At 34.4% G+C, this 12,842-nt stretch carries 15 protein-coding genes; 6 read left to right on the top strand and 9 right to left on the bottom strand.

From position 1 onward, the window contains the following. Window positions 1-22 precede the first annotated feature (22 nt). The gene (locus BN1058_RS01165) at window positions 23-280 is read left to right on the top strand and encodes a hypothetical protein (RefSeq protein ID WP_090851660.1); all 258 of its coding nucleotides are present in this window, start codon (window positions 23-25) and stop codon (window positions 278-280) included. 97 nt (window positions 281-377) lie between these two features. Here BN1058_RS01165 and BN1058_RS01160 read toward each other — a convergent pair whose 3' ends face one another. Beyond that, a complete protein-coding gene (locus BN1058_RS01160; protein ID WP_090851657.1) occupies window positions 378-959 on the bottom strand; it encodes a DUF1836 domain-containing protein in 582 nt (193 codons plus the stop codon). Window positions 960-1,098: 139 nt separating this feature from the next. Between BN1058_RS01160 and BN1058_RS01155 the strand changes: the two genes are divergently transcribed. Continuing rightward, window positions 1,099-1,746: a PAQR family membrane homeostasis protein TrhA gene (locus BN1058_RS01155; protein WP_090851654.1), complete on the top strand. Its 648-nt coding sequence runs from the start codon at window positions 1,099-1,101 to the stop codon at window positions 1,744-1,746. Between the two features lie 33 nt (window positions 1,747-1,779). Here the strand turns inward: BN1058_RS01155 and BN1058_RS01150 are convergent, their stop codons facing one another. Then, window positions 1,780-2,193 carry a NusG domain II-containing protein gene (locus BN1058_RS01150; RefSeq protein WP_090851652.1) on the bottom strand — a complete coding sequence of 138 codons (414 nt, stop codon included), beginning with the start codon at window positions 2,191-2,193 and terminating at the stop codon, window positions 1,780-1,782. Between the two features lie 103 nt (window positions 2,194-2,296). Between BN1058_RS01150 and BN1058_RS01145 the strand changes: the two genes are divergently transcribed. Next, entirely contained in the window at window positions 2,297-3,418 is a 1,122-nt protein-coding gene (locus BN1058_RS01145; protein ID WP_255306938.1) for a mechanosensitive ion channel family protein, read from the top strand. Between the two features lie 203 nt (window positions 3,419-3,621). Here the strand turns inward: BN1058_RS01145 and ric are convergent, their stop codons facing one another. The 4 genes from ric to BN1058_RS01125 form a co-directional block, all read right to left on the bottom strand. Next, the gene (gene ric / locus BN1058_RS01140) at window positions 3,622-4,314 is read right to left on the bottom strand and encodes an iron-sulfur cluster repair di-iron protein (RefSeq protein WP_090851649.1); all 693 of its coding nucleotides are present in this window, start codon (window positions 4,312-4,314) and stop codon (window positions 3,622-3,624) included. A 92-nt stretch (window positions 4,315-4,406) separates the two neighbouring features. Further along, on the bottom strand, window positions 4,407-4,748 hold the full coding sequence (locus tag BN1058_RS01135; protein ID WP_090851646.1) for a hypothetical protein: 342 nt from the start codon (window positions 4,746-4,748) through the stop codon (window positions 4,407-4,409). 96 nt (window positions 4,749-4,844) lie between these two features. Then, a complete protein-coding gene (locus BN1058_RS01130) occupies window positions 4,845-5,198 on the bottom strand; it encodes a DUF488 domain-containing protein (protein WP_090851643.1) in 354 nt (117 codons plus the stop codon). A gap of 155 nt (window positions 5,199-5,353) precedes the next feature. Next, the gene (locus BN1058_RS01125) at window positions 5,354-5,959 is read right to left on the bottom strand and encodes a YpjP family protein (RefSeq protein WP_090851640.1); all 606 of its coding nucleotides are present in this window, start codon (window positions 5,957-5,959) and stop codon (window positions 5,354-5,356) included. A gap of 171 nt (window positions 5,960-6,130) precedes the next feature. On the opposite strand from BN1058_RS01125, the gene BN1058_RS01120 reads away from it, so the two are divergent. Together BN1058_RS01120 and BN1058_RS01115 are read left to right on the top strand one after the other, a co-directional pair. Next, window positions 6,131-6,607 (top strand): DsrE/DsrF/DrsH-like family protein, encoded by a 477-nt coding sequence (locus BN1058_RS01120; protein WP_090851637.1) that lies wholly within the window; start codon window positions 6,131-6,133, stop codon window positions 6,605-6,607. 93 nt (window positions 6,608-6,700) lie between these two features. Continuing rightward, window positions 6,701-8,212 (top strand): aminotransferase class V-fold PLP-dependent enzyme, encoded by a 1,512-nt coding sequence (locus tag BN1058_RS01115; protein WP_090851634.1) that lies wholly within the window; start codon window positions 6,701-6,703, stop codon window positions 8,210-8,212. A gap of 125 nt (window positions 8,213-8,337) precedes the next feature. On the opposite strand, the gene BN1058_RS01110 is transcribed toward BN1058_RS01115, so the two are convergent. The 3 genes from BN1058_RS01110 to BN1058_RS01100 form a co-directional block, all read right to left on the bottom strand. After that, window positions 8,338-9,066 carry a TspO/MBR family protein gene (locus BN1058_RS01110; RefSeq protein WP_090851631.1) on the bottom strand — a complete coding sequence of 243 codons (729 nt, stop codon included), beginning with the start codon at window positions 9,064-9,066 and terminating at the stop codon, window positions 8,338-8,340. Further along, a complete protein-coding gene (locus BN1058_RS01105; RefSeq protein ID WP_090851628.1) occupies window positions 9,063-10,517 on the bottom strand; it encodes a cryptochrome/photolyase family protein in 1,455 nt (484 codons plus the stop codon). The genes BN1058_RS01110 and BN1058_RS01105 overlap by 4 nt, the downstream gene beginning before the upstream one ends. A gap of 260 nt (window positions 10,518-10,777) precedes the next feature. Further along, on the bottom strand, window positions 10,778-11,791 hold the full coding sequence (locus tag BN1058_RS01100) for a YeiH family protein (RefSeq protein WP_090851626.1): 1,014 nt from the start codon (window positions 11,789-11,791) through the stop codon (window positions 10,778-10,780). A 112-nt stretch (window positions 11,792-11,903) separates the two neighbouring features. Between BN1058_RS01100 and BN1058_RS01095 the strand changes: the two genes are divergently transcribed. Further along, the gene (locus tag BN1058_RS01095) at window positions 11,904-12,800 is read left to right on the top strand and encodes a LysR family transcriptional regulator (RefSeq protein WP_090851623.1); all 897 of its coding nucleotides are present in this window, start codon (window positions 11,904-11,906) and stop codon (window positions 12,798-12,800) included. Window positions 12,801-12,842 lie beyond the last annotated feature (42 nt).

Below are 12,842 nucleotides of genomic sequence, written 5' to 3'. Positions count from 1 at the left end.
TTGGCAAGAAAGGAGTATACTCATGTCTCGTTACTATCATCTTTGTAATAAAAACATTGGTCGCCCTGTGCGTATTCGAACAGTTGACGGAAGAGAACATCGCGGAGTGATTCACCGTGTTACGAACTCGCATGTTTTTTTGCAACCGATGCCTTCTAATCTTGGGGGATATGGTTATGGGTTCTGGGGGCCTTATTGGGGACCGAGACCCGGTTTTGGATGGGGTGTAGCTTTTGGTTCTATCGCTACCTTAGCATTACTTCCACTCTTTCTCTGGTAAAGAATACAGCAGTATTAAAAAAATCACACTCTAAACGCAGCTGAAATATACAACGTATATTTCAGCTGTATGCCTTAAAAATCTACAAATAGTACAATTATTTTTTTTCTTTCGTCTCTTCTATTTGGTCAACAATTCGTTCGGCTAATTTTCGATACATATTACTCATATTGATGAATGACGTGACCAATAGTAATTGCTCCATATAATCTTTATCACTTATTTCTAATTCTCCCAAGACTGCTTGGACATCTTCATACAATGTCGTAACAGCATCATTGAATGTCTCTATTTGTTCATCTTGCATTTGAATATAATGCTGATAAATTGGCTCTAATTCTAATTGGTTTGTATCAATCTTTCTATTCAGCTTTTCTAAAACAATCCTTACATCATTGATGGATAATGCACCTTTCAACTGATAGATTAACTGAATAAGCATAATATGCTCTTTCGAGTATTTTTTATTTTTTATCGGAAATAATAATTTACCTTTTGCGTAATTATTAATCATTGTCTTGGTCAAAACTTTGTCATTCTCATTTCTTTTACTTGCATGATAGGTGTTTTCAAATAATTGTGTTACTTGATCCATATATAAATCAATGGTTGGAATATCTTCTAATCGAACTTGACTGTTTAACGCCATCTTTTCCATTAATTTAGTTAAATCATCCATAATAATACCTCAATTCGTTGTGAACTATACGTCTATTATAGTTTGTTAATAGCAAAAGGTAAATGTTGACTACATGAACATAAAGGTATATGATAACAAGTAGTATTTAAAACTACATAACATGATCGGAGTGTTTTTTGTGGGCCAATTTATTCGGGAACCAGTTAATGGTTTTACACATTTAGCAGGAGCAATTTTGTCTTTCGTTGGATTATTAGCATTAGTTATTAAAGCAGCCTCCACCTCTCATTCAACCTTAGCAATCACATCAGTTATTATCTTTGGAATAAGTATGATTATGTTGTATGCTGCATCTGCCACTTATCACATGGTTATTGCAAGGGATAAAGTAATTGCGTGGCTACGAAGATTAGATCATTCCATGATTTTTGTTTTAATTGCTGGAACATACACACCGTTCTGTTTGATCTCATTAAACGGAGTAACTGGTTGGGTGTTATTCGGCATTATTTGTAGCGTGGCAATTAGCGGTGTGGTATTTAAAATGGTTTGGTTTCATTGCCCAAGATGGTTATCAACTACATTGTATATTGTAATGGGCTGGATGATTGTTTTTGTAGCTGCACCACTAGCTGCAAGTATTCCAACTGGCGGTTTATTTTTGTTGATTTTAGGTGGTGTTATTTACACCATAGGTGGAATTATTTATGCTACTAAGCCAAGCTTCTTAGAATCAAAATATATGGGTTTCCATGAGATTTTTCATATATTTATTTTACTTGGTACATTAGCTCATTTTTTCAGTGTGTATTTATATGTACTATAAAACCGAAGTGCTACAATCACTTCGGTTTTAACATTAGTAAGAAATAATCTCTTCCTCTACATTCTCATTATTTTTTGCTTGGATTTCTACTAGTAACTTGTGAGGTAAGCAGATAATTGTTTCTCCGGGTTTATCTTTCCACCCCATCTTTACTCCTACCTGATCTGGACTATTATCTTCTTTAATTCGAATCCGTTCATTATCAACTTCCATTAAGTTATATTGGTTTCCTTTACCTTCTATGATAAATTGTTCATTTCCTTCATGACCCGTTAAAGTAATTTCTCGAATAACTTCTCCATCTTGAATAATAACTGCTACTACTTCGTCACCAGCTTCCGTTGATTTCGTCATAGAGAATACTGTAAGCGGAATAAATGAAATAGTAATTAGTAATGCAATAATTACAATATCAAATGGTTTAAGTACACGTAATACATTACGCATGGATGCATACCCCACTATCTTCGTTTGTTCTAGCCTCATTTTAACATTTTTTATGCTATCATTATAGAATAAGTTTAAAATCTTCAATAATTAGGTGATATATTTGAAATTATTTATAATTACATCAATGATGAACTGGTTTCGTTCTATTGCTTTAGAGACATCTTGGTATGATTATGCCCTTGTTCTAAGCATTTCTTTTGCAGTATTACTTATTTTTCGATTTATTGTGTTAAAAATTCTGTTTGGTCGTAAAAAAATGAATGGTGAAAAAATGCAAGCTGTTCGTTTTTTCATTAATTGGATTACCTTTTATAGCTTAATTTTGCTATTATTTATTTATTTTAGCGACAAAAACTGGATGCGTTATAACCTTATAGAAATTGGAACCATTGACATCACTTTATTTCTCATTATAATTTTCTTTTTAATTATATCCTTTGCCCATCAGCTATCAAAATTTATTACGACATTCTTTATGCCACATATTTACGAACGTTACCAGCTTGACCGTGGCATGCGGTTTACATTTAATCGTGTATTTCATTACTTAATCATTATTTTTGCTATCTTAATTAGTATTTCAACAGTAGGAATTGATCTTAGCGCTCTTACAGTATTTGCTAGTGTTATTGGTGTTGGGATTGGTTTTGGATTACAAAATATTGCATCAAACTTTATATCAGGAATTATTTTACTATTTGAACGCCCAATTAAAGTAGGGGATCGGGTCATTGTAGATGATATCATTGGAGATATTGAAAAAATTAATATGAGGGCTACCATTATCAAATCAATTGATAATGAACATATTATTGTTCCTAACTCTTACTTTCTTGAAGAGCAAGTAGTAAATAGATCATATAGCGATCCAACGATGCGTGTAATTATTCCAATTGGGGTTTCTTATGCAACCAACCCAGAATTAATAAAAGAATTACTATTACAAATAGCTGATGATGAAGCTAAACAAACTGATTCAGTCTTATTAGAACCAAAACCTTTTGTCCATTTTGTAGGATTTGGTGCTTCATCGCTAGATTTTGAATTATTTATTTGGATTTCTAATCCAAATGACATTATTTATGTGAAAACAAACATTAACTTTAGAATATATCATGCGTTCCAGATGTATGATATTGAAATACCCTTCCCACAACGTGATCTACACATTCGCTCAACAGATTGGGCTAAACTTACAGAATCGCAAAACAAGGGTAACTAATGTAAGAAAAACCAAGTTAATCCATCCTTTAAAATTTTATACGAAGCGTTGGAATCTCGTCAAATTATTTGCTGCATCAACTAATCTTATACTTTATGAATAGAGAAATATTGTTACCTAAACAATCTAAAATTTCTTAAAAGATAAAACAGGCTCGCTTTATTAAAAGCGTGCCTGTTTTATATTAATTATCATTTAGTTATTTATGCTTTAAATAAAATATTATTCTCTAAGTGAATATGCTCAAATGTATTAGATTCTAGGTCTGCCAATCGTGCATAAGTAATGCGATAGGAATTACAAGCGCCCTCTGGTGGAACGAAATCATTCGTAACTTCGCGCATTGCTTTTAACAAGTCACCAGCAGCTTGATGTTCCTCTTCCATATCCTTATTTAAAACTTCAATTTTTGCCGCAATAGCTGGATCACCTGATTCTTCATATTGTTGAACTAAAGGAAACAATTGTGTTTCTTCTTCAACAAGGTGTGCTTCCATATCCGCTTTAAACTGATGATATAACTTGTGCAATTCTTTTAAATGAGGATTCGTTTGACCATGCACTCGAAATATTTTTGTTACAAATTGGCTTAATGGTTCCAATTCTTGATGAAGATAATGATGGTGCTGTTTCATAATATGGTCAATTAATTCTGATTTTGAAACTTGATCCCAATCAACGTTTTTGTTACCTGCTTGCTCCCATTCTTCGTAAGCATGATTTAGCGTTAGAAGCAGTTCATCTCCATTTATCGACTGCTTTTTTTCTATAGTTTCACGTAATGGCTTGTCTCCACCACAACAAAAATCAATTTTATTCTTCTTAAACAAGTCACTAGCTTTTGGAAACAGCTTTACAATTTCCGCTGGTGTGTGATCTATATTAAACGTGCTCATATAAAAACCTCCTAATTAATATGTCATTATGAGCATAACGCATCTTAATTTAGGAGGTTGTGAGTTATATCACTCTTTTCGTTTTCTTTTTATTAATTAAATATATCCTTATCAACATAACCCTCATTTTCATATAAAATCTGTAAAGCTTCAGTAAAATCTTCTTCCTCTACTTCACATTCCAAAATAACATTACGATCTTTAGCGTTTTCATATAAAGCATCGTCATCTTCTACTTGAAAGGGATATAATGACATACCAGCGGCATTAGGTGAAGTACTTATTCTTGCAACTAGAGGAGCAGTAAATGTCGTATCATAGTCCGTATCTAATGTATCCACTGTTACATTTTTTACATTTACCTTATTTAGTTTCGCACGAACATCTTCCGCATCATTTTCTGTTCTAAAATAAGCTTGCAACCTGTTAAACATTTTTTTCACCCTTTTCTTTAATATGTGTCATTCATTTTTACTATACCCATTTTTTTCGTATTGAAACAGAATGGATTCATTTTGGGAGTTAAGATGTTACTTTAACATTTCTTTTAATACGACAGCTTGATTATGTGTTTCATCTTTTGCTCCATAGATAAGTGTTACGTGCTTGTATGACGCTTTCCATTGCTGCAACTTTTCAAATGCTTTCTTTTTTTCTTGGTTTTCTGATAGTTCTTGTTTATATCGCTTTTTAAAATCCTGAAATTTGTCTGATTCATGGTTAAACCATTTACGCAACGCTTTCGATGGTGCTACTTCTTTTAACCATAAATCAACAGCAAGATCTTCTTTTGCAATTCCTCTGGGCCAGATACCATCTACCAAAATTCGCTTCCCATCTTCTTGATCAACAGCTTGATAAGCTCTCTTGATAGCTACAGCCATTTTTAATCACCTCTCATGTAAACATACCCGATTGTTGTTGATCAAAACCATTTGCAAGCACATAAAATGAACCAATACAAATATACCCTATAGTTAGTGTTTTATTCACACAATACAACTATAGGGTACATAATTTTTTATTTCATTAATATCTGTTATGTCATCCATTTAGGTGGTGTATTTTTACTCCAATATATTTCTCCAATATTATGATGTGCTTCATATTTATCTTGTTGTACATGATAATGAAAGTTGAACCAGTAACCTTCTTGCGGACGATTATCTCTTCTAACATGAAACCGAATCATATCTTCTCCTGTTTTCTCATTATATACATCAAATATCTTTTCACCATAACCTGCTATTTTATCTTCAGAGATACGAATATAATTGATTTGTTCTTTGGGTAAATCCTTTAATACAGTCTCTAAAACTGATTCTATCCCTGGCAAAATCGAGTCAGTAAAATCATCTTCAATTTGGTCTGTGATTTTCGGACCGAGCTTGGTAATCGTTTGCATTTTAGCTTGCTCTATTAATTGATCAATAGGATCCAGTACGACAGGGGAATAATATACAGATGAATCTTCCAATGGCTCTAAAACAACAGACATACCTTGCTTGTGTGTACTTTCATTAGAAGGCTCTGTTTCTTTATTTGTAGCTTCTGCATCTGTATGTAGCTGCATCGGTGGCACATATAGACCTAGTGTAACAATCGAAACAAATGAGACAAATAACCGCTTCATCCAAAGTTTCATCTGGTTCCCCTCCTTTTATTATACTTATTATAATAATATCACGTTACTATAAAAAATCTATACTTTTGCCCTTTTTTAATAGAAATGAAACATTTTACATGTTTCTGCCACGATTAGCACACCATAAAAAGAATGTCCCAAGTAAATCAATAACAAAAAGGAGTATGTTATATGACAGATAAAATGAACCTATTAATGTTTAGTGGTGAGTATGATAAAGCCATGGCAGGGTTGATCTTGGCAAATGCCGCGAAGGAATTAGATGTAGAAGTAACTATGTTCTTTGCCTTTTGGGGATTATGGCTTGTTCGAGATCCAGAGAAAATATCGAATGAAGATAAAACAATGTACGAAAAAATGTTTAGTGCCTTTTCCCCAAAAGGAGCAGAAGATCTCCCTCTTTCAAAAATGAATTTTAGCGGCATCGGTAAAAAGCTATTGGTTGATATGATGGATGATCACCATGCCCCACATGTCATTCATTTTTTAAAGGGCGCACGTAAAAAAAATGTCAAATTTTACGGGTGCAAATTATCACTAGAAATTATGGGATTTAAACAAGAAGAATTAATTCCTGAGTTAGAAATTGTTGATGCAAAAACTTACTTAAAAAGTGCTCTACAATCCAATATGCAGTTATTCATTTAATTTTTTACTCCACCTTAATAATCGCTCTAACATTTTTACTCGCCCAGCATAGGCTAATGATATAGTATGATCGATCGGAAAGGTGGAAGAAGAATGTTTAGAGCTAGAATCGGAACAAAAACGCATTACCCTACTGGAGAACTGGAAGAATATTTTAAACCTTATCGTCAACAGATAATAGGTAGCAATCAACGTATCAAGACACCTTATGGATATAAAAAAATGATTTACGCTGACTGGACAGCGAGTGGCCGATTATATCAACCACTCGAATCAAAATTAATGAACGCAATTGGTCCCTTCATCGGAAATACGCATACAGAGTCTACTGTTACTGGCATGACAACAACAGAGGCATATGAGGAAGCGAAACACATTATAAAGAATCATGTGAATGCTCGAGCAGATGATATACTGGTTGCAACAGGTACGGGAATGACGGATGCAGTAAATAAATTACAACGGTTATTAGGTATTAGGGCACCAGAGGGGCTACAGAAAAAGATAAAAATAAAAGAAGTAGACCGACCAGTTATTTTTGTAAGTCATATGGAACACCACTCTAATTATTTATCCTGGAAAGAGACAATCGGTGATGTGATTATGCTGCCACCTGATAAAAAAGGTAATATTGATACAGAAGAATTAAAGTCTAACCTTCACCTTTATGCAAACCGAAAAACAAAAATTGGTGCCTTTACTGCTTGTTCAAATGTAACAGGATTTCAAACAGATTACCATCAATTAGCAAAAATCATGCATGAGCATGGAGGGATCTGTTTTGTTGACTTTGCTGCATCTGCACCCTACAACGATATAAATATGCATCCGACACATCCATTAGAAAAGCTTGATGGAATATTATTCTCTCCACACAAGTTCTTAGGAGGTCCTGGTTCTAGTGGTATTTTAATTGTCTCTGAAAAGTTAATAACAAGTGATATACCAGACAATCCTGGAGGCGGGACTGTCTTATGGACAGATAAATGGGGGGGTTATAAATACGATGATCAATTAGAAGCTAGAGAAGATGGTGGGACACCTGGGTTTTTACAACTTATTCGTGCCGCATTAGCAATTAGATTAAAAGAAGCAATGGGAACAGAAGAAATGCATTTTCGAAAACAGGAGATATTAAAGCTTTTTATACCAGCATTAGAAAACATAAATGGAATAGACATTTTAGGTTATCCTTCTACACAGCCTTGCTTAGGTATTATTGCTTTCTGTGCAAAAGATATCCATCATCATTTATTTGTCAAATTATTAAATGATCGATTTGGTATCCAAACCAGAGGTGGCTGTTCTTGCGCTGGACCATATGGGCATTATTTATTAAATATCGACTCCAGCCTTTCTGAAAAAATGGTGCAATCTGTTGAAGCCGGTAATATGTCGCTAAAACCAGGATGGGTACGCATTTCATTCCACCCAGTGATGTCTAATCAAGAAATAAAAGATACTATTCAAGCAATTCAACTAGTAATGAATAATGTGCATAAATGGGAGAAAGATTATATTTATGATGCAAATAAGGATACATTTATTTACAAAAACGAAAAAGAAAAATCTAATGTTAATTTAAATCAATTATTTACATTTTAAAGACAATAAACCCTGTTTTGCAAAGATAAAAGTCGTACGATAAGCTAAACTTGTTTGTTCCATTCACAATCGTTCGACTTTTACCTCTACGTAATTACCTTTATAAAGGTTACTCTAAAAACTTTTTAGCTAAATATGCGCTCTTTTTTACGAATAAATAAAGAAATAAATATAATAACCGCAATACCATATGAAAAATAACTGACAATAGGAAATGCTTCTTGATTTTTTATACCTATACCTATAATCGCCCAAATGAATACAAGTGGATAAAAGATATCACGCTGTGTCCAACGAAACCAAATAGCTAATAACGCCGCAACGACAAGCATAATCATTGTCCAGATTTGATCAGATAAACCAAACCCTTCCCAATCAATATAGACGAGATAGTAACTTATGTTAGCAATTGTAGCTACACTAATCCAGCCTAGATAAATAGAGAATGGTAATAAGTCAAAGGCATTTTGCTTTCTTACCTTTACCTTTTGATACAATGCAATTAAAGTAAGTAATAAACCAATCATCACAACAACCGTAAAGGCAAAGTAATTATAGTGCCATAATAAAATCCAAGACACATTCAGAACACAACTAAGCCAAAACAAACCATATGTTTCTTGATATAAAGGCAAGTCTCTTCTTTGCGATGGAAGCTGACACAACACCCATATTACTAAAAGGAGATAAATCAATCCCCATATACTAAAAACATAACCTGCTGGTGTAAATAAAACCGGTAGTCGATTTGAGATTTCACCTGTTGTTTGTCCATTAATTGGTAAAATATTCGCTAACGCATTGACAATGATCACCATCAAAATTGCAACAAGGTTAGATACAAACACCTTCATTTGCTTTCCTCCTTCATATCATAATAAGTTGCTAGTGCTCGTTCTCGACTTGCTTTATGATCCACCATTGGCTCAGGATATGTCTCTCCTAAAACAATACCCGCCTCGTCCAATACACTCTTTGGTGCAGTCCACGGAGAAAATAAATACTTAGTAGGGAGTGCCACAATTTCTGGTATCCACTTACGTATATATCGAGCATTAGGATCAAATTTATTACCTTGCGTAATGGGATTAAATATTCGAAAATACGGAGAAGCGTCATAGCCCGATCCAGCGACCCATTGCCACCCCATGATGTTATTTGCTAAATCATGATCAACTAATGTATCACGAAACCATGCAGCACCTTCTTTCCAGTGAATCAGTAAATGTTTAACTAAAAAGGAAGCAGTAATCATTCGAACTCGATTATGCATCCACCCCGTTTCCCACAGTTCACGCATTCCTGCGTCAATAAGGGGATAACCTGTTTGTCCTTTCTTCCATCGTTCCAAAGCCTTCTTATTGTCTTGCCAAGCAAATACTTTAAACATTGGCTTTAATGGTTCATCAATAACATGCGGAAATGCAACTAGTTGGTGATATGCAAAATCACGCCACACAAGCTGTCGTAAAAAGGACTCCACTTCACCATGCGCTTCTTCTTGTTGTTTGTTATCTAATTGTATTAACTTATCTTGAATATCATGCCATAATAATCGTGGACTAATTTCTCCCCATGCTAAATGTGGAGAAAGCTGAGACACTCGATTTTTGGCTAAATAATCACGTTCTTTATCATAGCTCATAATATCTTCTTCCAAAAAATAATTCCACTGGGCTTTTGCATTTTGTTCCCCAGGCTTCCAATAGGTATGAAATTTGCTTGTCCATGGATGTTTGGGTAATAAAGCTAAATCATCAACTTCTCCTATAATAAAATCATTTGATACACCCGACTCTATATGATTGGGCAAAAGCACGAGTGACGAGACAGGCTGTTTACGTGCTTGCTTCCAGAAAGGAGTGAATATCTTATAAGGTTCTCCTTTTTTATTAGTAACGGATCCTGGTGAGAACAACAATGCAGACTCAAACGTTTTTATGTCAATATTTATCTCCTGCAATTGTTCAATCAACACTTCATCCTTTTCTCTAATCACAGGCTCATATCGTTTATTAAAATAGATAGCAGAAGCATTTGTTTCTTTTACTAGTCTATCTAATACGTGTTTACTAGACCCTTTTCGAATAATCAAAGGAACTCGATAGCTTGCTAATTGATCGGTTACATGTTGCAAGCTATGATGTAACCACCATTTACTCGCTGAACCGATTGTTTGATCCTCTTCTTCTGACAAAATATAGACAGGTACAATTGCACCATAATTTGCTGCATGTGCTAGTGCTGGATTGTCATGCAAGCGTAAATCTTTTCGAAACCACACAATAATTGTATTATCCGTCATTCTACACCCTCATTTCTTTCACTACCTATATTCCTTTCCCCTTTTCCCATGCCTCAAACCAATATCGAAAAAGGTAAAAAAAGAAAGCATCCTATATGGATACTTTCCTTTCTATGAAATCGTCTTTTTTGATGTAACTGGACTCGTAGGAAACGGACGATGAAATTGATTAGTAATACAATGATAGATAGACTGTCTAAATGTAAAACCAATTACCCAAAGCGCACTTACAGCAACTAATAATAATACAATAACTTCTTCTACTGTAAACCGAATAGTCGCACTAAAATATAACCTAAAATAGATAATAAGACAGAACCTATGAATGCTGCTGCAAATGCCTTCATCCCCCACTTACGGAACGTTTTTAGGTCCACGTTTAACCCCAGACCAGCCATTGCCATTCCTATCAGAAGATAAGCTAAATCAACCACCTTTAAAGCTATGCCTTCTGAGAAGATCCCTATTGTATGCACACCACTCATAGCTAAAAATCCTAAAATAAACCACGGAACAGATGAAAATGAAAAAGCTTTTTCTTTCGTACCATTTTGATTTCCTTGTGCTTTTCTAAAGAAATAACCAACGAATAATGCTACTGGAACTAATAACGCTACCCTAGTAAGCTTCACAATAACCGCCATGTCTACGGCGGCTACACCACCTACATCAGCAGCTGCAATGACATGCGCCACTTCATGTAATGTTCCGCCCGCAAACACACCATAACCTAACGGGCTTAAACCTAACACGCTATAGAGAACAGTATAAACAAGCGTAAAAATCGTGCCCAATATGGCTACTGTAGAAGCACCAATTGCTGTTTCATTATCTTTTGCTTTAATGTATGGAGCAATAGCAACAACAGCTGCCGCCCCACAAATAGCAGTACCACAAGCAGTCAAAATACCAAGTTTTCTCTCTACTCCAAATAATCGAGTTAAACTATACACAACGATTAAAGCAAAGGTAACTTGAATAATAGCGACCATAAAAACATTACTACCAGCTTGATAAATATCAATCAGATTTAGACGCATACCAAGCAGAATAATACCGATACGTAATAATTTCTTACTAGAAAAGCCAATACCTGCTTCCCACTGCTCTCTTTTTCCAATTGCAAACTTCCAAACAGCACCAAGTAAAATGGCTATTACCAATGCTCCTAAAATTGAAAAGAAAGGTAAACGCGCAATAAATTTTGCTATGACTGCAAGTAATAGCGTTAAACCAATTCCCTGTATAAAACCTTTATTTATTTTTTTTACCATCAAAACACTTCCTTATTCTTTTCTCGTCTCTACTTTACGCCTGAATAATATATTAGTAAAATACATATATCTAATTAACCTTATTAATTTTTTTAATAATAGGAGGGTGATTATGCATTTAGATGCACTTCAAACATTTATCACATTAGTTGAAGTAGGTAATTTTACAAAGACGGCTGAAAAATTATTAATATCACAACCAAGTGTTAGCTTACATATTAAAAATTTAGAAAATGCGTTTGACACTCAATTGTTAGACCGCTCCCGTAAAGGGTTTCGTTTAACACCTACAGGAGAAATCCTTTATCATCGCGCAAAGCAATTATTATCGATTTATACTAGTGCTAAACAAGAAATCATTAGTCATCACCATGCCGTATCCGGCTCACTAACAATTGGAGCCAGTTTTACAATTGGAGAATATATCTTACCCGCTTTACTTATCGACTTACAAGAAACCTATCCCAATCTTATGTTGGAAGCTGTTATTGGAAACACTGAAGAAATTGTTCGATCAGTTAAACTCCTTCAAGTAGATATTGGTTTGATTGAGGGACAAACAAATGAAAAGGAAATTGAAGTACACCCGTTTATGGAAGATCAGCTTTACTTTGTTGCCTCATCTAATCATTCTTTAGCAAAAAGAAAGTCGCTATCCATAAGAGCATTAGATAATCAACTATGGATTACCAGAGAGGAAGGTTCTGGAACAAGGGAGTATCTGTATCATGTGATTCGTAAAGAAGGGCTCAAAGCAACAGCTTTCCTGACAATTAGTAGTAATCAAGGAATTAAAGAAACCCTGATGCAAGGAAAAGGGATTTCATTACTCTCAACAAGTGTGATTGAACGAGAAGTAGCAGAGGGAAATCTGAGCAAATTGCCTGTTAGCAAGAAGTCATTGACACGAACATTTTCCTATATTCTTTCACCTATTATGAAAGAGAAGAAAAATGTAGAAGCATTTTTACAACTCCTAACTAACGTATATGGAAGGTCTAAAACATGAGATATGTATTTTATGTGACATCTCATGTTTTTATCTTTTTAT

The organism is Paraliobacillus sp. PM-2, from assembly GCF_001368815.1.
Classification (GTDB): Bacteria; Bacillota; Bacilli; order Bacillales; family Amphibacillaceae; genus Paraliobacillus.
This window is presented reverse-complemented; position numbering and strand designations above follow the sequence as displayed.

Coding starts and splice junctions, on each gene's coding strand:
- BN1058_RS01165 (WP_090851660.1), top strand. CDS start 23: ATGTCTCGTTACTATCATCTTTGTAATAAAAACATTGGTCGCCCTGTG.
- BN1058_RS01160 (WP_090851657.1), bottom strand. CDS start 959: ATGGATGATTTAACTAAATTAATGGAAAAGATGGCGTTAAACAGTCAA.
- BN1058_RS01150 (WP_090851652.1), bottom strand. CDS start 2,193: ATGCGTAATGTATTACGTGTACTTAAACCATTTGATATTGTAATTATT.
- ric (WP_090851649.1), bottom strand. CDS start 4,314: ATGAGCACGTTTAATATAGATCACACACCAGCGGAAATTGTAAAGCTG.
- BN1058_RS01135 (WP_090851646.1), bottom strand. CDS start 4,748: ATGTTTAACAGGTTGCAAGCTTATTTTAGAACAGAAAATGATGCGGAA.
- BN1058_RS01130 (WP_090851643.1), bottom strand. CDS start 5,198: ATGGCTGTAGCTATCAAGAGAGCTTATCAAGCTGTTGATCAAGAAGAT.
- BN1058_RS01125 (WP_090851640.1), bottom strand. CDS start 5,959: ATGAAACTTTGGATGAAGCGGTTATTTGTCTCATTTGTTTCGATTGTT.
- BN1058_RS01120 (WP_090851637.1), top strand. CDS start 6,131: ATGACAGATAAAATGAACCTATTAATGTTTAGTGGTGAGTATGATAAA.
- BN1058_RS01115 (WP_090851634.1), top strand. CDS start 6,701: ATGTTTAGAGCTAGAATCGGAACAAAAACGCATTACCCTACTGGAGAA.
- BN1058_RS01110 (WP_090851631.1), bottom strand. CDS start 9,066: ATGAAGGTGTTTGTATCTAACCTTGTTGCAATTTTGATGGTGATCATT.
- BN1058_RS01105 (WP_090851628.1), bottom strand. CDS start 10,517: ATGACGGATAATACAATTATTGTGTGGTTTCGAAAAGATTTACGCTTG.
- BN1058_RS01100 (WP_090851626.1), bottom strand. CDS start 11,791: ATGGTAAAAAAAATAAATAAAGGTTTTATACAGGGAATTGGTTTAACG.
- BN1058_RS01095 (WP_090851623.1), top strand. CDS start 11,904: ATGCATTTAGATGCACTTCAAACATTTATCACATTAGTTGAAGTAGGT.